Raw genomic sequence first — 25,544 nt, 5'->3', positions numbered from 1 at the left:
TCAGCGCACCTGGACCGTGGCCGCGAGCATCTGGTCGGCGGCGGTGATCACCTTGGAGTTGAGTTCGTAGCCGCGCTGCGCCTCGATCAACTCGGTGATCTCGTAGATCGGATCGACGCTGCTTTCCTCGAGATAGCCTTGGCGCAGCATGCCCAGGCCGTCGAGCCCGGCGGTGCCCTGCAACGGCGGACCGGAGGCCTCTGTTTCGGTGAAGAGATTGTCGCCGATCGCCTCGAGCCCGCGCGGGTTGGTGAAGCCGGTGAGGGTGAACTGGCCGAGCAGCTGAGCGGGAACCGTGCCGTCGAAATAGGCGTATACCTCCCCCTGCTGGTTGACCGAGAGGCTCTTGGCGTCGGCAGGGATGGTGATGCCGGGGGCGACGGGAAGACCCTCGGAGGTGACAATGAGCCCGTCGGCGCTGCGTTTCAGGGCGCCGTCCCGGGTATAGGCCGCCACGCCCGAGGGCAGCGTGACCTCGAGATATCCCTTGCCCTCGATGGCGACGTCGAGATCCGCACCCGTGGCCGAGGAACTGCCCTGCGCGAGGTTGACCGAGACGGCGGCCGGGCGCACCCCGAGCCCGAGCTGCACCCCGGTGGGCAGCATGGTGCCATCCGAGGCGCTGATCGTCCCGGCGCGGTGCACTTGCTGATAGTGCAGGTCGGCGAACTCGGCGCGGCGGGCGTTGTAACCGGTGGTGCTCATGTTCGAGAGGTTGTGCGAGATCACCTCGACCCGCATTTGCTGGGCACTCATGCCGGTGGCGGCGATTTTCAGGGCGCGCATGGGCGGTCTCCGGGGCGGGGAAAGGGCTCAGGTGAACAGGGTCTTGATGGCAGCGCGCTGGCGCTCGTCCTCGCGGTCGAGAAAGCCCTGACCCATTTCGTAGGCGCGCTGCACCTCGATCAGCCGGGCGAGTTGCAGCACCGGATCGACGTTGGAGGATTCGAGCGCCCCTTGGATGATCGCGGGGTCTTCGACCGGCTCGGTGCCCTTCGGCGCGCGAAACAGCGTGGCGCCGTCGCGTTCGAGCTCCTTGGTGTCGGGCGGGCGTAGAAGTCCGATCTGGCCGATGGGGAGGCCCTGGCTGCTGAGCGTGCCGTCGCGCGCGACCGCGAGATCCGCTGCACCGGGCGGCACGAAAACCGGCCCGCCCGCCGCGCTCAGCACCGGGTACCCGTCGTGGGTGACCAGGTCGCCCTGGGCGCTGGTGGTGAAGGCGCCGTTGCGGGTCAGCCGCTCGCCACCCGGCGTGATCACGGCGAAGAAGCCCTCCCCCTCGATCGCGAGGTCGAGCGTCGCGCCGGTCCGGGTGATCGCCCCCTGGGCAAAGGAGCTGTCGCGCACATGCGCCGCGCTCATCGACAGCGAGCCGTGGTCCGTGGCGCGAATGTACTCGGAAAAGATCAGCCCCTGCTGGCGATAGCCGGTGGTATTGGCATTGGCCACGTTGTTTGCGATGAGCTGCAGCTCACGCATGAGGCCGCTCTGACGAGATAAGACGGCATATCCGGCGGTTTCCATCTCAGCCTCCGGTGATCATCGGGATGACGCGGGACTGGAAGAAGGCGACCAGCGTCTCGGTCATGAAGCTCATCGAGATCCAGAAGGTGATCACGATGGCCAGCAGCTTCGGCACGAAGGTGAGGGTCATCTCCTGGATCGAGGTGAGCGCTTGGAAGAGGCCAACGCCGACGCCCGCCAGCAGCGCGGCGGTGAGGATCGGCAATGCGGTGACGCTTGCCACCCAGAGCCCCTGGCGGAGCGTGTCGAAGAAGAGGGTTTCGTTCAGCATGGCTCAGACCGGCATCCGCAGGATTTCCTGATAGGCTTCGACCACCTTGTTGCGCAGGGTGACCACGGTTTCGACCGCCAGCTCGGACTGGGCGAGGGCCTGGACCAGCGCGTGCGGGTCCGCGTCGCCGGTCATCGCGGCGGTGGCGGCGTTCTCTGCCTCGGTGAGGGTTGCGTTGAAATCCTTGGCTGCCGCGGCGAGGCGGGCGCCGACATCGCGGTCCAAGTCCGGTTCTGTCGCAGGGCGGGAGGCCGCGTATTGCTGTGCGGCGAAGAGCGATCGGACATCCATTCTGAATACCTTTCCCGGCTGTGGGAGGAGCGCGTATGGCAGGTCACCTGCGCAGCAGGTCCATCAGGCCGGCCTGCATCTGGCGCGTCTGGTCGAACATCTTGAGGTTGGCCTCGTAACTGCGCTGGGCTTCGCGGGCATCCGCGAGTTCGATCAGCAGATCGACGTTGGACCCGAGGTAGTGCCCGGTGGAATTCGCGAGCGGGTGACCGGGGTCGTAGATCTGCACAAGGTCCTTGCGGTCCAGCGACACGCGGCCGGCGACAACGCGGCTCAACTCGGAGCTGCGCGCGGGCTCGGGCTCGAAGGGGACGGTCTTGCGCCGGTAGCCGGGCGTGTCGACATTGGCGATATTCTCCGCGAGGGTCCGAAGGCGCATGGACTGGGCGTGCAGCCCGCTGGAGGTCACCGACAGGGCATCGGAAAAGCTGCTCATTTCCACATCCCTTCCTCAGGTTCCGAGGCTGCTGCGCAGCAGCGTGAGATTGGAGCGATAGATCGCGAGCGCGCGGTCATGGGTCCGCTGAGCATCGACAGCGGTCAGCATCTCAGCCTCGAGCGAGACAGTGTTGCCATTTGGGTCCTCTGCCGTCCGCCGCTCGGCAAGGTCGAAGGGCGCGGCACCGGAGGCCCGGTTCAGATGGCCCGCCCGGGTCGCGCGCATGGCGGAAGGCCGTCCTCGCAGGATTTCGGTGAACTCGGGCAAGTCTATGCCGCGATAGCCGGGGGTATCGGCATTGGCGATGTTCTGTGCGCTTGCCGCCTGCTGCGCGCCGGCATGGCGCGCCATGGTGATGGCGGTGCGAAACACGTCCAGGTTCTGGAACATCGGGGTTTCTCCCTCGATTGGCTTCAACCAAGGCTTAACGGTGATTCCTTTAGAAAAGGTTTGAACCTGGAGAAGGGAGCCCGCGATGGAAGAGAGCGCGATCGCCTCGCTGCGCCGGCGTATCGCGGGCGTGCAACCGGTGCGCGCGGTCGGGCGGGTGCGCTCGGTCGAAGGCACGGTGATCTGGGTGCGCGGCCTCGCGCATCGGGCGCGGATCGGCGACCGGCTGCGTCTCATGCGCGACAGCGGCCCGCTCGAGGGCGAGGTGCTGCGCATTCGAGAAGAGTTGGTGGCGATGCTGCCCGACGAGGGGGTCGAGGGCGTGTCGCAGGGCGATCGCGTGGCGGTGTTGGGGGCGCCGGGGCTGGCGCCGGCGGATGGCTGGATCGGTCGGGTGATCGACCCCTACGGGCAGCCCCTGGACGGGGCGCCGATCAGTCGTGGCCCGAAGCTGCGATCGATCCGCGGCAGCCCGCCACCGGCGGCGCGGCGGCGCGGTCTCGGGGGGCGGTTGGCGACCGGACTGGCGGCCTTCGACACGTTGCTGCCCATCGTGCAAGGCCAGCGAATCGGCTTGTTCGCGGGCTCGGGCGTCGGCAAGTCGCGACTGCTGGCGGCGCTGGCGCAGGGCATGGCGGCTGATGTGGTGGTGCTGGCGCTGGTCGGCGAGCGGGGGCGCGAACTGCACGACTTCGTGCAGGAGGTTTTGGGACCCGAGGGCATGGCCCGCGCGGTCGTCGTGGCGGCCACCTCGGACCGCTCGCCGCTGGAACGACGGCGCTGCGCCATGGCGGCGATGACCGTGGCCGAGCATTTCCGAGATCAGGGGCTCCAGGTATTGTTCCTGGCGGATTCCATCACCCGGTTCGCCGAGGCGCATCGCGAGGTGGCCATTGCCGCGGGTGAGCTGCCGGCCCTGCGCGGCTTTCCCCCGTCGACCGCGCATCAGATCATGCGGCTGGCCGAACGCGCGGGGCCGGGGGTTGAGGGCAGCGGCGACATCACCGCGGTCTTCTCGGTGCTGGTGGCTGGCTCGGATATGGAGGAGCCGATCGCCGACATTCTGCGCGGGGTGCTCGATGGTCACACGGTGCTGAGTCGCGAGATCGCCGAGCGCGGGCGTTATCCGGCGATCGACATCCTCCGTTCGGTCTCGCGCAGCCTGCCCGAGGCGGCAAGTCCGGAGGAAAACGAGAGTCTGCGTATGGTGCGCCAGTTGCTGGGCGCCTATGCGAGGTCGGAGGCGATGATCCGGGCCGGGCTCTACCGTGATGGCGAGGATCCGGTGCTTGATCAGGCGATCCGGGTCTGGTCGGACCTGGATGGCTTCTTCGCCGAGTCCTCGCCGCAGGGGCCGGAGGCGGCCTTTTCGCGGCTGGCGGTGATCCTGAGGCGGGCGGCGGCGGGCCAATCCGGTCCGGGCGGAGTGCGCGGCGGACGAGGTCGACAGGCCAGCTAGCGCTGGGGCGTCGGAGTCAGAGAGAGTCCCATCGAGGGAGGCTTTGCAACAGGGTGAGCGCGATCTGCCCATTTCCCGAGGCGGTGGAGGCAGCGACCTGCTCCTGCAAGAGATAGCTTTGCACGATTCGCGTCAGTGTCTTTTCGCTGGAAAGGACGGAGAGATCATCCGAGCCGAAACGGGCGGCTGCCTTGTCCTTGAAGATCTCTAACTGCTGGTCGATGTCCAGTTGGCCAAGCGCTCTTGGCAAGCCGAGCGCCCCTTCGAAGACCTTGCGGAGGGGTTGGTTGCCCATGACGCGGAACCACTTGGTGTCATTGGCGATCTCGGTCGCACCGATTTCCGGCAGGCTGCGCTGCAGAGATAAGGCGAGCCGCAGCGCGTCGTCCTGTTCGCCCACGGCGACCTCGAACTGCTGGGCGTGGAACTTCGCGATAATCTCTTCGGCAAAGCCCTCGACTTGTGTGCGAGGGCCCTCGGCGCGATCGAACCCGAAGCCACGCGCCAGCGCCTTGTAGCGCTCGTCCGCCAGCTTGTTGGCAAGCGCATCCGAGGCGGAGGTGCCCTCCGCCAGAAGCTTGCGGATAAAGAATTTGCTGTCGATATCGTCCTGCAGACCGAAGGCGCCGAGCGCGACTCGCAAGAGGCGGCGGTCGGCAACCAGATCCTCGGCGCTGGTGATCTGGTCGATCTTCTCGGCGAAATAGCTCGTGTCGCGGATCAGCTCCGGGCTCTTTTCGAAATTTGCGCGCTGACTGGCCCCGGTGCTTTGCAGGAATTGCCACGCCAGGAGACCGGTGCCGACAAGGATGGGTTGGAAGCTCATGCGCGCCCCGCTGCCAGAAGTCTGTCCTCGCGCGGGATGAGCGCGCGGAGCGATTTAAGGCATTGATAATATTGCTCGTCTATCAACGCCTCGGTGGCGCGGGTGAGCAGGGCGCGGCTATCCGGATCGGTGAGGATGCGGCTGAGCTCTTCGATATTGCGTAGCAATTGTGTCCGTGTCTCTTCGGGCGGCGCGTCGCCGGTCAGCACGAGCTGCGCCGCGTAGCACAGGCGGCGCACGGGGGTACACGCCTCGTCGGGGTGGATCGCATCCTTGAGGCGCAGGATGTTCGCGCCCGGGGTCTTGATCGCCAACTTGCTGCGGCGGTCGCCATTTTCGATCACCGCGCCGTTGATCAGCACGCGCTCGTGCGGCCCGAGCTTGAGAACCAGCCCGCTCATCGCAGTGGCGCCAAGGAGGGGTGGGCCGTGATCGTGGCGGCGTCGCACGCCGCCTGTCCGTCAGGAGTTTTGGCAGCGCTGGAAGCCGGCGGGCGGGGATTTAACCCGGCGAGGATGGCGCTGTTCACCTCGATCAGGGGGGAAAGTTTTGCTCTTCTGGACAGAACCTTGGCCGTATGGAACTGGACAAATTCCGACAGGTAGAAAATCTGCGCGCGCAGCTCCTGAGGCAGCTTGTTGCCGTGGTCGGCCACGTCCACCGCTAGGGCAGTCCAGAGCTTGCGGTTGTCATGTAAGGCGGCGACGAGTGCCGGATAGTGGCGCGGGCCGGCTTCGGCGGCGCTCTTTATGCGGTGTGTAACCCGCGCGATCAGGTCGTATTCGATGGCGCGATGGGTGCGGGTGCTGCTGTTCGATTGCGCGTAGGCGCGGCGAGCCATGAGATGTGCGTTCATGACGAAGCCCTTCATCCTTGATCCAGTGCCGTCCGTTCTGGCGAGGCTCCGGGGCCGATGGGACCGGCCCCGGACAGGTCACGTCAGCGGAAGAGCGACAGGAGAGATTGCGGTGCCTGGTTGGCAATCGAAAGCGCTTGCACGCCAAGCTGCTGTTGCACTTGCAGAGCCTGCAGTCGCGCCGAGGCCTCTTCCATGTCGGCATCGACCAAGGTCCCGATCCCGGATTTCAGCGCATCGGTCAGGCCCGAGATAAAGGCGGTCTGGGTCTCGATCCGGCCCTGGGTCGAACCGAAGGCAGAAGCAGAGTCGATCGCAGTCTGGATCAGCGCCTCGACCTGGTCGAGTGCCGAATCCGCACCCGCCTGCGTGGTCACATCGATGTTGCTGAGCTGCTCGAGCTTGCCGCCGATGGTGTTGCCCTCGGAGGCATCGACCGAAGACAGCGTCACTGCAATCGTGTCCGTGGCGTCGGTAACGGCCGAGGTGAAGGTCAGCGTGTCACCGGTGACGGTGACATCGACCACGTCGCTGTCGAGGTCATTGGCAGCCATGAAGCTCTTGAACGAAGCCTGCAGGCCCTTGGCAACGTCGGTCGCGGTGTCGCCCTCGCGCGCGACATAGACGATGGACAGGGTCGATACCTCTGCGGCCGAGGGACCGGCGGCGGTGGTTGCGCGATAGTCTGCCTGGGTGAACGTCGAGTCGTCCGCGTCGGTGCCGAAGATGTTCAGCGTATAGGCCGTGCCGGCGGTGAATCCGCTGTTGGTGGTTCCGATGTCGATTGTGTCGGTCTGTGTGCCGTTCAGCGTCACGCTGTCGACCGAAGCGGTGAGCGCGGTCGCGGCGACGGTGCCCGCGATCGCGGCGGCGCCGGTGCCGAGGTCCTGCTTGGTCACGCTGATGTCGGAGGCGGCGACGCCGGTGACCGAGCGATCAAGCGAGGCGAGCACGTTGATGCTGCCCGACCCGACGGTCTCATCGGTGTTCGAGAGCAAGTTCAGACCATTGAATTGCGCGGCGCTGACGACCGCGCCGATCTGACCGCGCAGCGCCTCAATATCGGCCTGGATCTTGGCACGGTCGACGTTCTCTTCTTGGGCGGCGACGATCTTGCCCTTCACATCGGTCAGTAGGTCGGTGACCGTTTCCGCCGCCTGGCGGGCGACGGCGACGGTGGACTGCCCGAGGTTGAGGCTGTCGGAAATTCCCTTGAAGCCTTTCACGTCGGCTTCCATGACCTTGGAGATGGCCCAGACGGCCGCATTGTCCTTGGCGGTGGCCACGCTCTTGCCGGTCGAGATCTCGCCCTGCGTGCTGGCGAGGTTCATGTTGATCGACTTGAGGGTCTGCAGCGCGACCATCGCGCCGTTGTTCGTCAGGATGCTAGACATCTTTTTCGTCCTTGAATGTGGCGCTTTGCGCCATTCCTGTCTCCGGTCCCGACCCCTTGTCCTGCAGGACACTCTTCCCTTGGCGCTGATCTGCGCCACGGGGAGAGGGGCGAAACCTCTCGGGACGTCGTTCTGACGAAGCAGCCAGGAGCCCTGCCCCCCTGCGCCATCCAGCTCTGGATGCCAGCTCACCCTAGAGAGGAAGATGTTAAGCCAAGCCTAAGTCAGCTGCGAATTTGCCCCGGCTCGAGGCCTCAGTGTCTAAAGTTTCTTTTGAATGCGGCCCGCCGGCCCCGGGCCGATCCTCGTTTTGCGTCCGTTCGGGTCGTAGGTGTCCATCTGTCTCCCCAGCCGCTGCCAGGTGCCAAGCCTGCCCTGCGCCGCGGCGAGCCCCTGCAGCGCCATCTCCAGCAGCCTCTGATTGCGACGCAGAGCTGCGAGAAGCCGAGGCGCCCGGTGCGGCAAGCGCGATGGGTCCGCGGCATAGAGCTCAAGGCAGGCTTCCTTCCTGCGCGCAAGTTCGGAAAGCTGCGCGAGCTCGCCGGCGAGCAGCGCGCGCCGCTCGGCTTCGAGCACGGCCAGAAGCCGCGCCTCTGCCGGGTCGCCGGGCGTTGTGCGGCGGGAAGGGGCGGTCACGGCGCCCGCGGCGTCCGGCTGGGCTGGGTCGGCAGGAGGGCCACCCGGTCCGCGAGCCGATTGGCGTATTCGTCGCGCAGGAAGGAGGCGAACTGCGCCTCTCCCGCGCCGCCGCCGAAGAGGCCGCGCGTCTCGAAGGCCCCCGAGAATTGCAGCATCTGCGAGATAAACAGGCGGTTCAGCAGGCGGTTGGGTGCTGCGGTCGCCGGACCAGTCTGGTCTATCATGGACTTGCTCCTGTCGATTCGTCGAAGCGCTCTCCACGATGCTTAAAATAGTCTCGGTAAAGGTATTCTTAGCGGGTCCCCGGATATCGTCTTCGAAGATCGGATGACCAGGGGTCGACAGCATGTTCCCGATGCAGGCGATGCTTCCAAATCTGCAAGAACTGCGGTCCGCTGGTGCGATGCCCGGACAACAAGGTGACTCGCCGCCGCAGGGGAGCGTCCTTTCCGGTGACCCCCAGGCCGATTTTCAGGCGACCTTTCGCGACGTCGCGATGCCCGGGCGGCCGGATGCGCCGGCGGTCGAGGCGGGGGAACTGGAGGTCAAGAAAGGCGCCGCAGAGCGCGAAGACCCCGCGCCCCGCCCAGGGGACGAAGGGGGGGTGGGGCCAGAACTGTCCCCTCTTGACCGGGCGCTGGACACGCTGTCCGACGCAGACGCTGTGCCCGGGGTGGTCAGTGTCCCGGTCGAGAAGGTGGAGCAGGTCTTCGACACCGCCAATCCGCAGGAGGTGCGCCGGGTCGGGATCGCCCCAATCCGGAGGAGGGAGACGGCAGAGGAGGCGGCGGTCCCCGAGGGCGCACCTCGCACCCGCGAGCGGTCCGCCGGGAGTGGCCAAGGTGCGCATCTGGCTGCGCCTCGGCAGAAGGCATCGGATATTTTGCTCGACGCGCGCCCCGGCGTCGCCCGGTCTTCTGAGAGACACGCGATCAGGACACCTCGCGCCGCGCCGGAGGTTGGCAGAACGGAAGCCGGACCGTGGCTTGGTGTCGCTGCGGGGGTCGCCCCCGCCACGCGTGACGACGTGACGAGCCCTGAACCTCGTTCTGCGGGCGTCGGTGCAGGCCATAGGCTCCCGCTCGAGGGGCAAGCCAGCTCGGGCGTTTCCCGATCCGGGGTCGGTCCGGTCTTAGACGGCGGAGAGGGCGCCTCGGCGTGCCAACGCTCCGACGAGCCTGCCGAGCGCCCCATCGGGGCTCAGAGCGGCGCGGAAGGACGCTCGAAAGGACCGGGCGACGTCGTGTTGGCTGAGGGTGAAGGCGGGACGGAGACAGGGCCAATGCTCGCGCCGCGGGTCAGAACCCGGACGCCCGAGCGCGCAGCGGTTGGCTCCGCAGGCATGGTGTCCGGAGATCGGGAGACAGGGACGTTGCCGGACTCCCGGGCTCCGGCGGGCCTATCGCCACACGCGGGTCCCGCGACGTCGGACCAATCCGGCCGGTCCTCGCGCCAGCCACGGCACCAGGCCGGGCCGGTCGCTCATGGGCACGAGCCGCCCCGCCCTCCAATTGATCCGAGGGCCATCCCAACACGCAGCGCCGGGTCGAAATTGAGAATCAACGCTGCGGATGCGGCTCCGGCGCCGGATGGCTTTCAACGAAAGACATTTCCGCATGATGGACGCCCCACAAGCCCACATGTCGCGGTGCTCGCAGGGTTCCTGCCAAGGCCAGACACAGGACGAGAGGTAAGATCGGCGATCCCGAATGAGGAGACCTTAGCAAGGTCGCAGCGCCCCGAAAGTGCGCTGGGGGCCTCCAGCGCGCCGGGTCAGGTGAGCCTGGACAAGGCGCCCGTGTCCGGCTCTCGGCCTGTGACGGCCGCGACGGTGTCTCCGACTTTCACGCTGGCATCGGCAGGGGAGATCGGGGTTTCGGACGGGAAACGGACGCAGCTCGCATGGGAGGGCGATCCACGCGAGCCAGCTGTCGCCTCGCATTCGGGGGACTCGACGCAGGCCGTCATGGCGAAAGACGCGATATCGCCGCGGGAGCAGCTGGCGGCGGCCCGTGGGCAGCCGTTGCCGTCGCCGGTCCGGCAGCTCGCCGAAGCGATTGTCACCGGCAGCGGCGGTAAACTCGAAGTGCAGCTCGAGCCCGAGGAACTTGGCCGCGTGCGGTTCCACATGCAGATATCCGAGCACGGGGTCGCGCTGCAAGTGAGCGCGGATCGGCCGGATACGCTCGACCTGTTGCGCCGGAACGCGGACCAGCTGGCGCGCTTGCTCACGGAGGCGGGATACCAGGGCAGCACTCTCAGTTTCTCTGGCCAGCGGCGCGGCGGCGCTTCGCAGGGGCGGTCGGGCAGGCCGGACCACCGCGTCCCTGACGGGGCGGCGGCGCAAGGCGCGCCGCAGGCAAAGGCCCCTGCTCGCGTTGCTGCGGCGGGGCTCGACCTCAGGCTCTAGGCAAAGGAGACAGACGTGGATATTTCAACGGCCGCGCAGACGTCGGCGGGCGCGACGAGCGCCGTGGCGATCGGGAGCAGCAGGTCAACGCTGACCAGCGACTTCGACACTTTCCTGAGAATGCTGACCACCCAGGCTCAGAACCAGGACCCTTTCAATCCGGTCGACGCCACCGAATACGCGTCGCAGCTCGCCAGCTTCTCGGCGGTGGAGCAGCAGGTGCTGACCAACGATTTGCTGACCGGCTTGACCGGACTCGCCAGCGACGGCGGATTCGAGCGGTTGGCCTCCTGGATCGGACTCGAGTCGCTGGTCGCGGGGACCACTTATTTCGACGGCTCCGCGGTCGCCTTCGATGTCGATCTCCCGGAAGATGCACAGAGCGCGATCCTCGTGCTGCGCGATTCGAGTGGCGCGGAGCGCAACCGGCTGTCGCTCACGCCGGGGAGCGACCGCTATCTCTGGGACGGGACGGACCTTGGCGGCGCGCCCCTGCCGGAGGGGCTTTATCATGCCGAGGTCGAGCTTTACCACGAAGGCGTGCTTGCCGAGACGCGTCCGGCGCAATCCTACATGCGCATCGACGAGGTGCGGCGCGCGGAAGGCGGCTTTTTGCTCACGTTGCAGGGCGGCTGGCAGATCGAGGCGACCAAGGTCGTGGCGCTGCGCCGCCCGACCGAGTGACGGGCGGCGCAGGACGACAGATCAGAAGATCGACAGGAGGACCAAGGTGATCCCGGCGCCGGAGAGCAGCCCACCGATGCCCCAGCCGAGCCGCCGGGCCCATTTCGACTCGAGCTCATCGGCGAGCCCCTGCGTCTGCCGGATCAGCGCCTCTTCGACGAGACCGGGCAGGCGCGGGCCAAAGCGGGCCATGACCCGCGCGGTCTTGGCAAAGTCGCGCAGCGCGGCGCGGGGGCCGATGGAGGTCTTGATGTATTGCTCGACCACAGGTCGCGCGACGCTCCAGATGTTCATATGGGGGTTGAGCGAGCGGGCCACGCCCTCGACCACCACCATCGTGCGCTGCAGCAGGATCAGCTCGGTCCGGGTCTCCATGCCGAAGCGTTCGGTCACTTCGAAGAGGTAGTTGAGCAAGCGGCCCATGGAAATGCGGGTCGAATCCATGCCGAAAATCGGCTCGCCTACGGCACGCAGCGCGCGGGCGAATTCGTCGACATCCTGGTCGGCGGGAACGTAGCCAGCTTCGAAATGTACCTCGGCGACGCGGCGGTAATCGCGGCGGATGAAGCCGTAGAGAATCTCGGCGTAGACCCGGCGGGTGTATTCGTCGATATGGCCCATGATGCCGAAGTCATAGGCGATGATGTCGCCGTTCGGCGCCACCTTCAGGTTGCCCTGGTGCATGTCGGCGTGGAAGAATCCATCGCGCAGCGCGTGGTTGAGGAAGAGCTGAAGAACCCGTTCGCTGAGCTCCACCCTGTCGTGACCGGCGGCGTCGATGGCGGCATTGTCGCCGAGCGGCACGCCCTCGGCCCAGCTCATCGTCATCACCCGGCGGCCCGAGAGCCCCCAGACCACCTCGGGAAGCTGGAACCCCTCATCGTCCACGGTGTTGGCGGCGTATTCGCTGGCCGAGGCGCTTTCCAGTCGCAGGTCCAGCTCGCCGTTCACCACGCCCTCGAAATGGGCGATCACGTCGCGCGGGCGCAGCCGTCGCGAGGCCGGCGAAAGAAAGTTGATCGCATCGGCGGCGAGCCAGAAGGCATCGATATCCTTGCGGAAAGCCCGCTCGATGCCGGGCCGCAGCACCTTCACGGCGACGGTCTCGCCGGTCTCGGCGAGCCGCGCCTTGTGCACCTGCGCGATCGACGCGGCGGCGACGGGGGGGCTGAACTCGGAGAAGACCTCGTCGACCTTCACGCCGAGTTCGGTCTCGACCTGCGCCTTGGCAGCCTCGACCGGGAAGGGGGGCAGCTTGTCCTGCAGCACGCGCAATTGGTTGGCGAGCTCTTCGCCGACGACGTCCGGACGGGTCGAGAGCACCTGGCCGAACTTGATGTAAGCCGGGCCGAGCGCCGAGAGCGCGCGGGTCACCGGCGGCATCGCCGGGTCGCCCTCGTACCCCAACCACTTGAAGGGCCAGGCGAGGATGCGGGCGGCAGCGCGCAGGGCCGGCGGGGCCTCTACTGCGTCGAGCACCACGCCCATCGCACCCGTGCGCTCGAAGGTGGCGCCGGTGCGCACCAGCCGCCAGATGTTGTGAGGACCCTTCATGTCAGATCTTCCAGCCCGAATGCAGGCAGGCGATCCCCATGCTCAGGTTGCGGTACTTGGCGTTGGCGAAGCCCGCAGCCCGCAGCATTCCGAGGAAGGTTTCCTGATCGGGGAACTTGCGGATCGATTCCACCAGATACTGGTAGCTGTCGCGGTCGCCCGCGATCACCTGCCCCATGCGCGGGATCAGGTTGAAGGAATAGAGGTCGTAGACCTTCTGCATCAGCTCGTTGGGGATCTGGCTGAATTCCAGCACCATGAGCCGTCCGCCCGGCTTCAGCACGCGGAAGGCCTCGTTCAGGGCCTCTTGCGGGCGGGTCACGTTCCGGATGCCGAAGGAGATCGTGTAGACGTCAAAGGTGTTGTCGGCGAAGGGCAGGGCCATCGCGTCGCCGACCACCCAGTCGAGCTGCTCGGCCATGGCGCCCGCTTCGGCGCGCTTGCGTCCCTCGACCAGCATCGGCTCGGTCAGGTCGCAGACCGTGGCATGGCCGTGGCCCGCGCGCTTGAGAAAGCGGAAGGAGATGTCGCCGGTGCCCCCCGCCACGTCGAGCAGCCTCGAGCCGGGGCGCGGTGCCAGCCAGTCCATCATCGCATCTTTCCAGACGCGGTGGATGCCGAAGGACATGGCGTCGTTCATCACGTCGTATTTCGACGCGACCGAGCCGAAGACGCCGCGTACGCGGTCGGCCTTCTCTTCCTCAGGGATGTCGGTGAACCCGAAGTGGGTGGTTTTTCCGGTCTCTTTGGTCATGGGCCTTGCCGTCCTGTGTCCGACACTCCTTATAGAGCCCGCGCGCCGCGCTGCAATGCGGCCCAGTGGAAAGGATCCGTGATGCCCGAACTTCCCGAGGTGGAAACCGTTCGTGCCGGGCTTGCCCCGGTGATGGAAAACGAGGTGATCGCCGAGGCCAAGGTGAACCGGCCCGATCTGCGCTGGCCCTTCCCCGAGCGTATGGCCGAGCGTCTGACCGGCGCGCGGGTGCTGCGGCTGCGACGGCGATCGAAATATATCCTTGCCGATCTGGACACCGGCGAGACCCTTCTGATCCATCTCGGCATGTCGGGCCGAATGCTGGTCTCGGGCGATCCGCTGGGGCGCTTCGTGCATGACCATCCCGCGCCGGAAAAGCACGACCACGTGGTCTTTGAAATGGCCAGCGGCGCGCGGGTGACGTTCAACGACCCGCGGCGTTTCGGGGCGATGGACCTGATGCAGACGGCGACCGCCGGGGCGCATCCTCTGCTCGCGGCGATCGGGCCGGAACCGCTGGGCAATGAATTCAGCGAATCCCATCTGGTGGCCGCGTTGAAGGGGCGCAGCATGCCGATCAAGACGGCGTTGCTGGACCAGAAGATTGTTGCCGGATTGGGGAATATCTATGTTTGCGAAGCCTTGTTCCGCGCCGGCATCCGTCCTTCACGCCGCGTCAACCAAATCTCGGAAAAGCGCATCTCGGCGCTCGTACCGATCATCCGGCACGTGCTGACGGACGCCATTTCCGCGGGCGGCTCCTCGCTCAAAGATTTCCGGCAAGCCGATGGAGAACTTGGATATTTTCAGCACAGCTTCGATGTCTACGGACGCGAAGGGCAGCCCTGCCGCGGGGACGGTTGCGCCAACATCATTCACAGGATCGTGCAATCCGGGCGCTCTTCCTTCTACTGTCCGAGCTGCCAAAGATAACTTGATTGCAGGGGGCAAGTTGGTAAGGCTGCGCGACAATGCCAACGGACGGGAGCCCGACAGTCATGGCCTATGAGACGATTATCGTCGAAGTAGACGACGACGTTGCCACTATCACCCTGAACCGCCCGGATGCCCTCAATGCGCTGAACAGCCAGCTTCTTGGCGAGCTCGCGCAGGCGCTGACCGAGGCGGATGCCAATGACAAGGTGCGCTGCATCATCCTGACCGGCTCGGCCAAGGCCTTTGCCGCCGGGGCCGACATCAAGGAGATGTCGGAAAAGACCTTCGTCGAGATGTTCCTCGGAGACTTCTTCGAGCCGGCCACCGAGGCTGTCGCGAAGGTGCGCAAACCGGTGATCGCCGCGGTGAGCGGTTACGCCCTCGGGGGCGGCTGCGAGCTGGCGATGATGTGCGACTTCATCATCGCGTCGGAAACCGCGAAATTCGGCCAGCCCGAGATCAACCTTGGCGTTATCGCCGGGATCGGCGGGACGCAGCGCCTGCCGCGCTACGTCGGCAAGGCCAAGGCCATGGACATGCACCTGACCGGGCGTTTCATGGATGCTGATGAGGCCGAGCGGTCGGGGCTGGTAAGCCGCGTCGTGCCGGTCAAGCAACTGATGGAAGAGGCGCAGAGCGCCGCGGCCAAGATTGCCGAGAAGTCGTTGCTCGCCTCGATTGCCGCCAAGCAGGCGGTGAACCGTGCCTTCGAGACCACGCTGGACGAGGGGTTGCTCTTCGAGCGCCGCCTGTTCCATTCGCTCTTTGCCACCGAGGACCAGAAGGAAGGCATGTCTGCCTTCCTCGAGAAGCGGACGCCGCAGTTCCGCGACCGCTGAAGCGATTGCATCGCAAGCCGGGCCTGTCCCCGCGGGGACAGGCCTTTTTCATGCCCGGGCCACTCAGGACTGCAGCGGGCCGCGCGTCTGGCGGATCGCTTCCTGGATGGCGCGCCAGGTCTGCGCCTCCTCGGCGGCACCCCGGCGTTCGTTCTCGCGCACCTTTGCGGCGGCCTCGGCCTCGGCCCGGGCCCCATGCGCCCGGTAGAGCGCCTGTGCGGCCTCGTTGATCTGCATTGCGTTCATGGCTGACTCCTCCTTTCAGTCTGGAGTGTCCCGCGGCGAGGGCCGTGGGAGGGCGATCCTAGCCGATTCTCCCCCATTTCCCCAAGAAGTGCCGCTGGGGCCTTTGCAACCGGCGGAAAATGGGCTATGCGCCCCGCCTACATGCGTGTGATGCCCGCTCAGGCAAGAATCGGTCCGGCGACGACAGATCCGGGTCTGGTGGATATTGCACGTCCGAAATTCAGACCCAGGCCTTGTCGGCCACAGACACATAGGACCGATCATCATGGCAAATACGCCCCAGTCCAAGAAGCGCGCACGTCAGAACGAGAAGCGTTACGCCGTCAACAAGGCACGCCGTTCGCGCATCCGTACCTACCTGCGCAAAGTCGAGGAAGCGATCGCTTCGGGCGACAAGGACGCAGCCACCGCAGCTCTCGCCGCAGCTCAGCCCGAACTGATGCGCGGCGTGACCAAGGGTGTCTTCCACAAGAACACTGCTTCGCGCAAAATGTCGCGTCTCTCCTCGCGGGTGAAGTCGCTCGCCTGAGCACGTCAAGTGTCAGGCTGAAATGACACACTTAATAGGTGTGTGATCGAAAAGGCATCGCCATTGGTGGTGCCTTTTTTCATGACTCACACCATATTTTGAAGGCCGAGATTCTTTTTTCGGATTCCATTGAGTCAAGTTTGAAGTTCGGTTGCTGCTCTTCTCGGAACAGGAGTAATTTCATCGAGCGAGTCACGTCGCTGGGGGGACAGGCAATCGCGGATCACGCCACGGGAATCGTGGAAAGGTCTTCGTCGCTTCGGTCGTCTGATCAACAGATGCCGATTTCGGGATGATTTCATCCTGCCAGTCCAATTGTAAAATGGGTGAGTAGTGCGCCTTGCTGGGTCGCTTCGGGATGCTGGGAGTCCCGGGGAGCCTTTATGCGTGCTATGTCACTGGGACAGAGACTTCTCTTCCTGACTCATGCCGTTTCGGCATGGGGCCTGCATTTGCTCCCCATCGGTGGCTCAATTGGGCGCGTGTGTGTGTGTTGCCCAAAGGGACATAGGAAGAACCGGTGAAAAGACGGAGCGGGGATAAATGACGCAGGAACAATGGGGCGCGCTGCAAGACAGGCTGAGCAGCACGATCGGGGAAAACAACTACCGAACCTGGATCAAGCCCCTCGAATACAAAGGTCTGGAAGCCGACGGGGTGGCGGTCTTCCTAGCACCAACGAATTTTATTGGCACCTACGTGTCGCAGAATTTCGGGGACCTGCTGCTGTCGCAGATCTCCACGCTGGATTCGCAGGTTCGCCGCCTGCAATTCCGGGTCAGCAACGCGCCGCGTCCGGCAGCGGGCCGTCCGAGCCCACGCCCGGTTTCGGCGCAGCCCGAGCAGCCGGCCCAGGCCAATGCGGCCAACGGCCAATCCGCACAGGGCGGAAGCGACCTGCTGCCGAGCGCGCCGCTTGATGCGCGCTTCACTTTCGATAATTTCATCGTCGGCAAGCCCAACGAGCTCGCCCATGCCGCCGCGCGCCGCGTTGCCGAGGCCGAGACCGTGACCTTCAACCCGCTGTTCCTTTACGGCGGCGTGGGCCTCGGCAAGACGCACCTGATGCACGCGATCACCTGGGAGCTGCGCAACCGCCGCCCCGACCTGAACGTGCTCTACCTGTCGGCAGAGCAGTTCATGTATCGCTTCGTGCAGGCCCTGCGCGAGCGCCGCATGATGGACTTCAAGGAGCTGTTCCGCTCGGTCGACGTGCTTATGGTCGATGACGTGCAGTTCATCGCCGGCAAGGACTCGACGCAGGAAGAGTTCTTCCACACGTTCAACGCGCTGGTGGACCAGAACAAGCAGATCGTCATCTCGGCCGACCGCGCGCCGGACGAGATCAAGGATCTGGAGAACCGCATCCGTTCGCGTCTGCAGTCCGGCCTCGTGGTCGACCTGCACCCGACCGATTACGAGCTGCGTCTCGGCATTCTGCAGTCGAAGGTCGACACCTACCGCAAGCAATACCCGTCGCTGCAGCTCGACGATGGCATCCTCGAGTTCCTGGCGCATCGCATTTCGACCAACGTGCGTGTGCTCGAAGGTGCGCTGACGCGCCTCTTTGCCTTTGCCTCGCTGGTCGGCCAGCCCATCACCATGGAGCTGACGCAGGATTGCCTCGCCGACGTGCTGCGCGCCTCGGACCGCAAGATCTCGATCGAGGAGATTCAGCGCAAGGTGGCGGATCACTACAACATCCGCCTTTCCGATCTCATTGGCCCCAAGCGCGTACGCAACTTCGCGCGCCCGCGGCAGGTGGCGATGTACCTGTGCAAGCAGCTCACCGCCCGCTCGCTTCCCGAGATCGGCCGCCGCTTCGGCGGGCGCGATCACACGACGGTCATGCACGGGGTGAAGCGGATCGAGGAACTGCGCATGCAGGACAGCCAGATCGCCGACGACATCGAGCTTCTGCGCCGCGCGCTCGAAGCCTGAGACCGCACGACCACATTTGGGAACGGGGCTGCCCAAGGGCGGCCCCGCGGCCTTGACGCTGCAGGCAATCCGTCGGATCAATCTGCAAAAGAATTTGGAGCGGCTTCGCAGATGCGCCAAGCTGCCCCACCGGCCAACCGAGGGACAGGGCGATGAAAGTCAGCATTGAACGGGCGACGCTGCTCAAGGCAGTCAGCCAGGCACAATCTGTGGTCGAGCGCCGGAACACCATTCCGATCCTCGCCAATGTGCTGATCGAGGCCGAGGGCAACTCGGCCAGCTTCCGCGCCACCGATCTCGACATTGAAGTGCTCGACCGCGCCCCCGCGGTGGTCGAGCAGGCTGGGGCCACCACAGTTTCCGCAGTGACCCTGCACGAGATCGTCCGCAAGCTGCCCGACGGCGCGCTGGTCCAGCTGACCGCCGACACCTCCGCCGGCCGGCTGACCGTGGCCGCAGGCCGCTCGAACTTCAGTCTCGCGACGCTGCCCAAGGAAGACTTCCCGGTCATGGCGTCGTCCGAGTACTCGTCGAACTTCACCGCCAAGGCCGAGGTCCTGCGCAGGCTCTTCGACAAGTCGAAGTTCGCGATCTCGACCGAGGAAACGCGTTACTACCTCAACGGCGTGTACATGCATGTCGCCGAGAGCGAAGAGGGCCGGGTGCTGCGCTGCGTTGCCACCGACGGTCACCGCCTTGCCCGCATCGACGCGCCGCTGCCTGCTGGTGCAGAAGAGATGCCCGGCGTGATCGTGCCGCGCAAGACCGTGGGAGAGCTGCGCAAACTGCTCGAAGAGGACGACATGGACATCGCCGTGTCGGTCTCGGAAACCAAGGTGCGCTTCGCCACGCCCGATATCACGCTGACCTCCAAGGTCATTGACGGCACCTTCCCGGACTACTCGCGCGTCATCCCGATGAACAACACCCGCCGGCTCGAAGTCGACGCGGGCGAGTTCGCCAAGGCCGTCGATCGGGTGGCAACTGTCTCGTCGGAGCGCTCGCGCGCCGTGAAGCTGCAGCTCGACGAGGACCGGTTGATCCTCTCGGTCAATGCTCCCGACAGCGGTGCCGCCGAGGAAGAGCTGGCCGTGGCCTATGGGGATGAGCCGCTGGAGATCGGCTTCAACGCGAAATACCTGTTGGAGATCGCCAGCCAGGTGGACCGCGAGAACGCCGTCTTCATGTTCAACTCCTCGGGCGATCCGACCCTCATGCGCGAAGGCACCGACACGTCTGCCGTCTACGTCGTCATGCCGATGCGGGTCTGACGGTCCCGCCCTGAGCATCCGATATTCACTGAAAGGCAGGGGCTTTGCTTCTGCCTTTCGTGATTCCGGAAATACCCTCTTCCGCGGGGCCCGTCCCCGCGCTACCGCCTGAGCCATGTCCCTGCATCTCACCCGCCTCACCCTCTCGCACTTCCGCTCGCACCGGGACGCCTCGGTCGAGGTGGATGCGCGGCCGGTGGCGCTCTACGGACCCAATGGCGCGGGCAAGACCAACCTGATCGAGGCGGTCTCGCTGTTCTCTCCGGGGCGGGGCATGCGCCGGGCCTCGGCGCAGGAGATGGTCCGCCGTCCCGAGGCGCTGGGGTGGAAGATCGAAGGGCTGCTGCAGACCGGCGATGCGCTGCACGAGATCAGTTTCCGCTCCGAGGCAGGGGCCGCCCGGCAGGTACAGGTCGACGGCAAGGCCGCGCCTCAGGTGGCCCTTGGCCGGCTGGCGCGGGTGCTCTGGCTGATCCCCGCGATGGACCGGCTGTGGATCGAGGGGCCGGAAGGGCGGCGGCGTTTCCTTGACAGGATGACGCTGAGCTTCTTTCCCGACCACGCCGAGCTGACGCTGGGTTACGAGAAGGCCATGCGAGAGCGCAACCGGCTGCTGCGCGACCAGGTGCGCGACGGCTTCTGGTACGCCGCTCTCGAAGGGCAGATGGCCGAGGCAGGAGCGGCGCTGCAGGCCAACCGCCGCGCGGCGCTGGCGCGGCTGGCCGAGGCACAGGCCGGGGCCGAAACGTCGTTCCCCGCCGCCGAGCTCGAGTTGTTGGACGCGGGCACGCCCATGCCCGAAGAGACCGCCGCGCTGCGCGCCGCGCTCGAGGCGAGCCGCCCACGTGACTTGGCGGCCGGGCGGACACTGGTCGGGCCGCACCGCGCCGACCTGCGCGGCACCTTCGCGGCCAAGGGCGTGCCCGCCGAGGAGTGTTCGACCGGCGAGCAGAAGGCGCTGCTGATCTCGCTCATCCTCGCCAACGCCCGCGCCCTGGCGCAGGAGACCGGCGCGGCGCCGATCCTGTTGCTCGACGAAGTCGCGGCGCATCTCGATGCGGGTCGCCGTGCGGCGCTCTACGACGAGATCTGCGCGCTCGGCGCGCAGGCCTGGATGACCGGCACCGGGCCGGAGCTTTTCGCCGAACTGGGAGCGCGCGCCCAGCACCTGGAAGTCACCGAACGGGATGGGCAATCATTGGTTGAAAACCGCGGCCTTTGACACCAAATCTTGTGTCAGCGGCGTGACAATCCTGCTTGAACACCGTATAAAACCAACAAAAATCATGAAGGATCGCGGCATGGCCGAACCGGCAAGCGCACAGCAGGAATACGGCGCGGATTCCATCAAAGTTCTCAAAGGCTTGGAGGCGGTCCGCAAACGCCCCGGCATGTACATTGGGGACACGGACGACGGATCGGGCCTGCACCACATGGTCTACGAGGTCGTGGACAATGGCATCGACGAGGCTCTGGCTGGTCACGCGGACTTTGTCCGGGTGAAAATCCACGCCGACAATTCGGTGTCGGTGCGCGACAACGGCCGTGGCATTCCCGTCGACCTTCACCAGGAAGAGGGCGTCTCGGCGGCCGAGGTCATCATGACCCAGCTGCACGCGGGCGGGAAGTTCGACCAGAACTCCTACAAGGTCTCGGGCGGTCTGCACGGCGTGGGCGTCTCGGTGGTGAACGCGCTGTCGGTCTGGCTGGAGCTGCGCATCTGGCGCAACGGCAAGGAGCATTACGCGCGCTTCGAGCACGGCGAGACGGTCGAGCATCTGCGCGTCGTCGGAGATGCCGAGGGCGAGCAGGGCACCGAGGTGCGTTTCCTGGCCTCGACCGGCACTTTCAGCAACCTCGACTACAGCTTCGAGACCCTCGAAAAGCGCCTGCGCGAACTGGCCTTCCTCAACTCGGGTGTGCGCATCATCCTCGAGGACGAGCGCCCCGCCGAGCCGCTGAAGACCGAGCTGCACTACGACGGCGGCGTGAAGGAGTTCGTGAAGTACCTCGACCGCTCCAAGCAACCGGTGATGACCGACCCGATCTACATGACCGGGGAGAAGGACGGCATCGGCGTCGAGATCGCGATGTGGTGGAACGACAGCTACCACGAGAACGTGCTGCCCTTCACCAACAACATTCCGCAGCGCGACGGCGGCACCCATGTCGCCGGCTTCCGTGGCGCGCTGACCCGCACCATCAACAACTACGCGCAGGCCTCGGGCATCGCCAAGAAGGAGAAGGTCTCCTTCACCGGTGACGACGCGCGCGAGGGGCTGACCTGCGTGCTCTCGGTGAAGGTGCCGGACCCGAAGTTCAGCTCGCAGACCAAGGACAAGCTTGTTTCCTCCGAGGTGCGGCCGGCGGTCGAGAGCCTGATGAACGAGCGTCTGGCCGAGTGGTTCGAAGAGAACCCCAACGAGGCCAAGCAGATCGTCGGCAAGATCGTCGAGGCGGCGCTGGCCCGCGAAGCCGCGCGCAAGGCGCGCGAACTGACCCGCCGCAAGACCGCGATGGACGTGAACTACCTTGCCGGAAAGCTCAAGGACTGCTCGGAAAAGGATCCGTCGAAGACCGAGCTGTTCATCGTCGAGGGCGACTCCGCAGGCGGTTCGGCGCAGACCGGGCGCGACCGCGGCACCCAGGCGATCCTGCCGCTGAAAGGCAAGATCCTCAACGTCGAGCGCGCGCGTTTCGACCGCATGCTCGGCAGCCAGGAGATCGGCAACCTGGTGATGGCGCTCGGCACCGGCATCGGCCGCGACGAGTTCAACATCTCCAAGCTGCGCTACCACAAGATCATCCTGATGACCGACGCCGACGTCGACGGCGCGCACATCCGGACGCTGCTGCTGACCTTCTTCTACCGGCAGATGCCGGAGCTGATCGAAGGCGGCTATCTCTATATCGCGCAGCCGCCCCTCTATAAGGTGAGCCGCGGCAAGTCCGAGGTCTACGTAAAGGACCAGAACGCGCTCGACGAGTACCTGATCAACCAGGGCATCGACGGCGCCGGCCTGAAGCTCGGCAACGGCGAGGTGATCGCCGGGCAAGATCTCGTGCGGGTGATCGACGAGGCGCGCCAGCTCAAGCGCGTGCTCGACGCCTTCCCGACGCATTACCCGCGTCACATTCTCGAGCAGGCGGCGATCGCCGGCGGCTTCGTGCCCGGCGCGGTGGAATCGGACCTGCAGGGCGTCGCCGACAAGGTGGCGCAGCGGCTCGACCTGATCGCGCTGGAATACGAGAAGGGCTGGCAGGGCCGGATCACCCAGGATCGCGGCATCCGTCTCGCGCGTATTCTGCGCGGCGTCGAGGAAGTCCGTACGCTGGACGGCGCGATGCTCCGCTCGGGCGAGGCGCGCCGCACCGGCAGCTTCACCCAGGCGCTGCAGGCGGTCTACAGCACCCCCGCGACGCTCGAGCGCAAGGATCGCCGCCAGGCGGTCTACGGGCCGCTCGATCTGCTGAAGGCGATCCTCGAAGAGGGCGAGAAGGGTCTGTCGCTGCAGCGGTACAAGGGCCTGGGCGAGATGAACCCCGGTCAGCTCTGGGAAACCACGCTGGATCCGGATGCCCGCACCCTGCTGCAGGTCAAGGTCGACGACATGTCCGAGGCCGACGATCTGTTCACCAAGTTGATGGGCGACGTGGTGGAGCCGCGCCGCGAGTTCATCCAGCAGAACGCGCTGAACGTGGAAAACCTCGACTTCTGACCCTGTCGGAAGGCTTTATGCGTAAGCGGCGCGCAGTCCCCTGCGCGCCGCTTTGCGTTTCCGGGCCCGGGCGCCCGCTTACCGCCGGGCGAAGTCTTCCAGCAGCATCGGGAAGTCCTGCTCGGGCGGGAAGCCTTCGTAGCTGTGTCGCGCCGGGGTCTGCGCCCAGTCCAGCTTCTCCGTGGTCATAGTCTCGATGAAGGGGAGCGACCACTCCGGCACGTCGAACATGACGGGGCGCACGTTCACGAAGGCCTCGATCCCGGTGATCCGGGTGAACATCCAGGTCCCGCACTCGCGGCACATGTAGTGGTCGAGCTGCGGCCCCTTGATCCCGCCCGTCACCGGCTCCCCGGCGATCACCCTGATCCCGTCCGAGGGCACCATCATGGTGAGGGAAAAGGCGCTGGCGCTCATTTTCTGACAGCCGCGGCAATGGCAGGCGGCGGTCATCATCGGAGGCTTGCTCACCTCGAGCTGCAGTGCGCCGCAGCGGCAGCTGCCGATCTGGGGAAGCTCGGTCATCTCGGTCTCCTTTCGCGCCCGGTGAGGGGCAAAGAAAAAGCCGGCCCCGGGGCCGGCTTTCTGGTGTCACTCGGCCCGCAGGCTGGCGGCCGATTCCTTGATGGCGTCATATTGCCCGCCGGGGCGGAAGCGCCACAGGTAGTCGGGCATGACCGCCTCGGGGGCGACCGGGGAGATTCCGAGATCGCTCAGCCCCTTGGCGCCTTCCGACACCACATTGTCCTTGCGCAGCATCACGACCTGATCGCGGGTGATCGGTGCGGTGAAGAGCCCACCGGTGATCCGCTGCACGAATTCCGACACGCCTCCGATCACCGAGGCGAGCCCGTAGGGCAGGTTCACCAGCATCTTGCGGCGGCGGATGACCGTCAGCATCTCCTCGATGAAGGCCCGGAAGCTCTTCACCTCGGGGCCGCCCAGCTCGTAGACGCCCGGCGCGGCTGCACCGGTGATTCCCTTCTCCGCGGCCTCGGCCACGTTGTCCACGTAGACCGGCTGGAAGTTGCGGTCCGCGCCGACCAGCGCCAGCACCGGACCCATCCGGGACATCGAGGCGAACCGGTTGAAGAACTGGTCCTCCATCCCGAAGATCACCGAGGGGCGCAGGATCATTGCGCCCGGGAAGGCGGCCAGTACCGCCTCTTCGCCAAGCGCCTTGCTCCGGGCGTAGCCGCTCCTGCTCTCCGTATCCGCGCCGATCGCCGAGATATGCACCAGCGCCTCGGCGCCTTGTTCGGCGGCGATGCGCGCGATGCGCTCCGCCCCCTCGACCTGCACGGCATCGAAACTGTTCTTGCCGCGCGCGTCGAACGTGCCGACACAGTTCACCACCGCGTCGGCGCCCTGCATCACGGCGCGCACCGAAGCGTCGTCGCGGATGTTGCAGAACACCGGCTCGACCTGGCCGACCGAGCCATAGGGTTTCACGAACAGCGCTTCGTTGGGGTGGCGGACGGCGACACGGACGCGCCAGCCGAGCTTCGCCATGCGGCGGGCGATATAGCGTCCGACAAATCCGGATCCGCCGTAAATGGTGACGAGCTTGCTCATCTGGCTACTCCTGCTCCGAGGTTCTAGGCCTTGAATACCGGCCCGTCCGGCACCCGGCAAGGCGGCTCCTTCGGGTAAGTTGCACAAAATGAAAAATCTGCGTTGACACTCCCTGCGGAGATATTTAAACGCCCCCTCACCACCTGTGCCCAGGTGGCGGAATTGGTAGACGCGCTGGTTTCAGGTACCAGTGACTTAACGGTCGTGGAGGTTCGAGTCCTCTCCTGGGCACCATTAAACCCCCGCGAAATCTCCGGATTTCGCGGGGGTTTTGGTTTTCTGGCCCTCGTCGCATCGCGGCTCCCCTCTGTGAAGGCTGTCGCGGGCGCTCGCCGGTAAGGCCCGCGGTGCGTGTCTGAAACTCCAGCGCCAAGGGGTGCGGCGTCCAGCCCGCGCGTCTGCTTGGGGTGGCGCTGGCGGCGGATCTTATGCGCCCCCGCTCGGCGCTCCTGACCCGGTTGCGGGCTTGGCCTTTTGCAGCGCAGCACCGCCCCGCATATACATGAATGAAAATCACCCCCGGACGGGCCGGCGACGCTTTCGGTGTCGTGCCGGCTCAAGGCCGCGGTCGCCTTCTGGGGTGAGACCCGGTCCGGCGTGCCCGTGCGGGCTCCGGATCGAGTCCCTTCAGGGATGTGGCGGGACGCTGCCGCTCGGAGTGTCTCCCTGAGAGGCAGGCCTTACGGGTTGCCGGACGGGCGCGGTTGCGAGCTTGGATTTTACGCGGTTCTAGGCCTCCATGTACTTTTTGCGACAAAAAATGAAAAAAGGGGTTGCGGGTCACGTGCGGAATACGTAAATAGCCCCTCACCGGCGGCGCTGAGGCGCACGACGGGACGCCAGACGGGGCGGCGGCGAGCGGAAACGCGGGGCCGGCGCAGACGAGGCGGACAGGAAATTCGAGAGACGGGCAGGCGGGTGCGCCGAAAGTTAGGGCGCACTGGTCTGGTTTTGTCTCTCACGCTCTTTGACATCGCAGATATCTGAAGAGATATGC

At 65.8% G+C, this 25,544-nt stretch carries 27 protein-coding genes and 1 tRNA gene; 11 read left to right on the top strand and 17 right to left on the bottom strand.

The annotated features are described in order from the left end of the window. Genes flgG through G0Q01_RS07045 form a run of 6 tightly spaced genes read right to left on the bottom strand, consistent with a single transcriptional unit; the run spans position 1 to position 2,915 of the window. The gene (gene flgG, locus G0Q01_RS07070) at positions 1 to 786 is read right to left on the bottom strand and encodes a flagellar basal-body rod protein FlgG (RefSeq protein ID WP_164213141.1); all 786 of its coding nucleotides are present in this window, start codon (positions 784 to 786) and stop codon (positions 1 to 3) included. A gap of 27 nt (positions 787 to 813) precedes the next feature. Continuing rightward, entirely contained in the window at positions 814 to 1,524 is a 711-nt protein-coding gene (locus G0Q01_RS07065) for a flagellar hook-basal body complex protein (RefSeq protein WP_164213140.1), read from the bottom strand. Position 1,525: 1 nt separating this feature from the next. Further along, positions 1,526 to 1,795 (bottom strand): flagellar biosynthetic protein FliQ, encoded by a 270-nt coding sequence (locus G0Q01_RS07060; protein ID WP_108964251.1) that lies wholly within the window; start codon positions 1,793 to 1,795, stop codon positions 1,526 to 1,528. Between the two features lie 3 nt (positions 1,796 to 1,798). Next, on the bottom strand, positions 1,799 to 2,086 hold the full coding sequence (gene fliE, locus G0Q01_RS07055) for a flagellar hook-basal body complex protein FliE (RefSeq protein WP_108964252.1): 288 nt from the start codon (positions 2,084 to 2,086) through the stop codon (positions 1,799 to 1,801). Between the two features lie 43 nt (positions 2,087 to 2,129). Continuing rightward, on the bottom strand, positions 2,130 to 2,522 hold the full coding sequence (gene flgC, locus G0Q01_RS07050) for a flagellar basal body rod protein FlgC (protein ID WP_164213139.1): 393 nt from the start codon (positions 2,520 to 2,522) through the stop codon (positions 2,130 to 2,132). Between the two features lie 15 nt (positions 2,523 to 2,537). Continuing rightward, positions 2,538 to 2,915 (bottom strand): FlgB family protein, encoded by a 378-nt coding sequence (locus G0Q01_RS07045; RefSeq protein ID WP_164213138.1) that lies wholly within the window; start codon positions 2,913 to 2,915, stop codon positions 2,538 to 2,540. A gap of 85 nt (positions 2,916 to 3,000) precedes the next feature. On the opposite strand from G0Q01_RS07045, the gene G0Q01_RS07040 reads away from it, so the two are divergent. Then, the gene (locus tag G0Q01_RS07040) at positions 3,001 to 4,374 is read left to right on the top strand and encodes a FliI/YscN family ATPase (RefSeq protein ID WP_164213137.1); all 1,374 of its coding nucleotides are present in this window, start codon (positions 3,001 to 3,003) and stop codon (positions 4,372 to 4,374) included. A gap of 16 nt (positions 4,375 to 4,390) precedes the next feature. Here G0Q01_RS07040 and G0Q01_RS07035 read toward each other — a convergent pair whose 3' ends face one another. From G0Q01_RS07035 to G0Q01_RS07010, 6 genes are all read right to left on the bottom strand, one after another. After that, positions 4,391 to 5,200, bottom strand: a complete 810-nt coding sequence (locus tag G0Q01_RS07035) for a DUF1217 domain-containing protein (protein ID WP_164213136.1) — start codon at positions 5,198 to 5,200, stop codon at positions 4,391 to 4,393. Continuing rightward, positions 5,197 to 5,601, bottom strand: coding sequence for a flagellar biosynthesis repressor FlbT (flbT, locus tag G0Q01_RS07030; RefSeq protein WP_164213135.1), 405 nt, complete (start codon positions 5,599 to 5,601; stop codon positions 5,197 to 5,199). The genes G0Q01_RS07035 and flbT overlap by 4 nt, the downstream gene beginning before the upstream one ends. After that, entirely contained in the window at positions 5,598 to 6,071 is a 474-nt protein-coding gene (gene flaF, locus G0Q01_RS07025) for a flagellar biosynthesis regulator FlaF (protein ID WP_368074596.1), read from the bottom strand. Before flaF ends, flbT begins: the two co-directional genes overlap by 4 nt. 68 nt (positions 6,072 to 6,139) lie before the next feature. Beyond that, positions 6,140 to 7,450 carry a flagellin gene (locus G0Q01_RS07020; protein ID WP_164213134.1) on the bottom strand — a complete coding sequence of 437 codons (1,311 nt, stop codon included), beginning with the start codon at positions 7,448 to 7,450 and terminating at the stop codon, positions 6,140 to 6,142. Positions 7,451 to 7,711: 261 nt separating this feature from the next. Then, positions 7,712 to 8,086 (bottom strand): flagellar protein FlgN, encoded by a 375-nt coding sequence (locus tag G0Q01_RS07015; RefSeq protein ID WP_164192933.1) that lies wholly within the window; start codon positions 8,084 to 8,086, stop codon positions 7,712 to 7,714. Next, positions 8,083 to 8,313, bottom strand: a complete 231-nt coding sequence (locus tag G0Q01_RS07010) for a hypothetical protein (protein WP_108964260.1) — start codon at positions 8,311 to 8,313, stop codon at positions 8,083 to 8,085. Before G0Q01_RS07010 ends, G0Q01_RS07015 begins: the two co-directional genes overlap by 4 nt. 1,742 nt (positions 8,314 to 10,055) lie before the next feature. On the opposite strand from G0Q01_RS07010, the gene G0Q01_RS07005 reads away from it, so the two are divergent. Then, on the top strand, positions 10,056 to 10,499 hold the full coding sequence (locus tag G0Q01_RS07005) for a flagellar hook-length control protein FliK (protein ID WP_164192936.1): 444 nt from the start codon (positions 10,056 to 10,058) through the stop codon (positions 10,497 to 10,499). Between the two features lie 15 nt (positions 10,500 to 10,514). Then, a complete protein-coding gene (locus G0Q01_RS07000) occupies positions 10,515 to 11,183 on the top strand; it encodes a flagellar hook capping FlgD N-terminal domain-containing protein (protein WP_164192939.1) in 669 nt (222 codons plus the stop codon). 21 nt (positions 11,184 to 11,204) lie between these two features. Here G0Q01_RS07000 and ubiB read toward each other — a convergent pair whose 3' ends face one another. Next, positions 11,205 to 12,737: a 2-polyprenylphenol 6-hydroxylase gene (gene ubiB / locus G0Q01_RS06995; protein WP_164192943.1), complete on the bottom strand. Its 1,533-nt coding sequence runs from the start codon at positions 12,735 to 12,737 to the stop codon at positions 11,205 to 11,207. A gap of 1 nt (position 12,738) precedes the next feature. Further along, positions 12,739 to 13,491 (bottom strand): bifunctional demethylmenaquinone methyltransferase/2-methoxy-6-polyprenyl-1,4-benzoquinol methylase UbiE, encoded by a 753-nt coding sequence (gene ubiE / locus G0Q01_RS06990; RefSeq protein ID WP_108964264.1) that lies wholly within the window; start codon positions 13,489 to 13,491, stop codon positions 12,739 to 12,741. Between the two features lie 81 nt (positions 13,492 to 13,572). On the opposite strand from ubiE, the gene mutM reads away from it, so the two are divergent. Both mutM and G0Q01_RS06980 read left to right on the top strand, forming a co-directional pair. Beyond that, positions 13,573 to 14,424 (top strand): bifunctional DNA-formamidopyrimidine glycosylase/DNA-(apurinic or apyrimidinic site) lyase, encoded by an 852-nt coding sequence (mutM, locus tag G0Q01_RS06985; protein WP_108964265.1) that lies wholly within the window; start codon positions 13,573 to 13,575, stop codon positions 14,422 to 14,424. Positions 14,425 to 14,489: 65 nt separating this feature from the next. Further along, positions 14,490 to 15,266 carry an enoyl-CoA hydratase gene (locus G0Q01_RS06980; protein ID WP_164192946.1) on the top strand — a complete coding sequence of 259 codons (777 nt, stop codon included), beginning with the start codon at positions 14,490 to 14,492 and terminating at the stop codon, positions 15,264 to 15,266. 63 nt (positions 15,267 to 15,329) lie between these two features. Here the strand turns inward: G0Q01_RS06980 and G0Q01_RS06975 are convergent, their stop codons facing one another. Next, a complete protein-coding gene (locus G0Q01_RS06975) occupies positions 15,330 to 15,512 on the bottom strand; it encodes a hypothetical protein (RefSeq protein WP_095882428.1) in 183 nt (60 codons plus the stop codon). A 265-nt stretch (positions 15,513 to 15,777) separates the two neighbouring features. Between G0Q01_RS06975 and rpsT the strand changes: the two genes are divergently transcribed. From rpsT to gyrB, 5 genes are all read left to right on the top strand, one after another. Further along, positions 15,778 to 16,041, top strand: a complete 264-nt coding sequence (gene rpsT / locus G0Q01_RS06970) for a 30S ribosomal protein S20 (RefSeq protein ID WP_108964267.1) — start codon at positions 15,778 to 15,780, stop codon at positions 16,039 to 16,041. A gap of 543 nt (positions 16,042 to 16,584) precedes the next feature. Then, positions 16,585 to 17,982 (top strand): chromosomal replication initiator protein DnaA, encoded by a 1,398-nt coding sequence (dnaA, locus tag G0Q01_RS06965; protein WP_108964268.1) that lies wholly within the window; start codon positions 16,585 to 16,587, stop codon positions 17,980 to 17,982. A gap of 152 nt (positions 17,983 to 18,134) precedes the next feature. Continuing rightward, on the top strand, positions 18,135 to 19,253 hold the full coding sequence (dnaN, locus tag G0Q01_RS06960; protein ID WP_108964269.1) for a DNA polymerase III subunit beta: 1,119 nt from the start codon (positions 18,135 to 18,137) through the stop codon (positions 19,251 to 19,253). A gap of 115 nt (positions 19,254 to 19,368) precedes the next feature. Further along, positions 19,369 to 20,475: a DNA replication/repair protein RecF gene (gene recF / locus G0Q01_RS06955; RefSeq protein WP_164192949.1), complete on the top strand. Its 1,107-nt coding sequence runs from the start codon at positions 19,369 to 19,371 to the stop codon at positions 20,473 to 20,475. 79 nt (positions 20,476 to 20,554) lie between these two features. Further along, positions 20,555 to 22,972 carry a DNA topoisomerase (ATP-hydrolyzing) subunit B gene (gene gyrB, locus G0Q01_RS06950; RefSeq protein ID WP_108964271.1) on the top strand — a complete coding sequence of 806 codons (2,418 nt, stop codon included), beginning with the start codon at positions 20,555 to 20,557 and terminating at the stop codon, positions 22,970 to 22,972. 78 nt (positions 22,973 to 23,050) lie between these two features. Here gyrB and G0Q01_RS06945 read toward each other — a convergent pair whose 3' ends face one another. Next, positions 23,051 to 23,497, bottom strand: a complete 447-nt coding sequence (locus G0Q01_RS06945) for a GFA family protein (protein WP_164192953.1) — start codon at positions 23,495 to 23,497, stop codon at positions 23,051 to 23,053. Between the two features lie 66 nt (positions 23,498 to 23,563). Next, the gene (locus tag G0Q01_RS06940) at positions 23,564 to 24,547 is read right to left on the bottom strand and encodes a complex I NDUFA9 subunit family protein (RefSeq protein WP_164192956.1); all 984 of its coding nucleotides are present in this window, start codon (positions 24,545 to 24,547) and stop codon (positions 23,564 to 23,566) included. A gap of 147 nt (positions 24,548 to 24,694) precedes the next feature. Here G0Q01_RS06940 and G0Q01_RS06935 point away from each other — a divergent pair. Then, a tRNA-Leu gene (locus tag G0Q01_RS06935) sits at positions 24,695 to 24,781 on the top strand. Positions 24,782 to 25,544 lie beyond the last annotated feature (763 nt).

Source organism: Salipiger sp. PrR007 (genome assembly GCF_010499845.1).
Lineage (GTDB): Bacteria > Pseudomonadota > Alphaproteobacteria > Rhodobacterales > Rhodobacteraceae > Salipiger > Salipiger pacificus_A.
The sequence above is the reverse complement of the archived record's forward strand: the minus strand, read 5'-3'. Positions and strand labels throughout refer to the sequence as shown.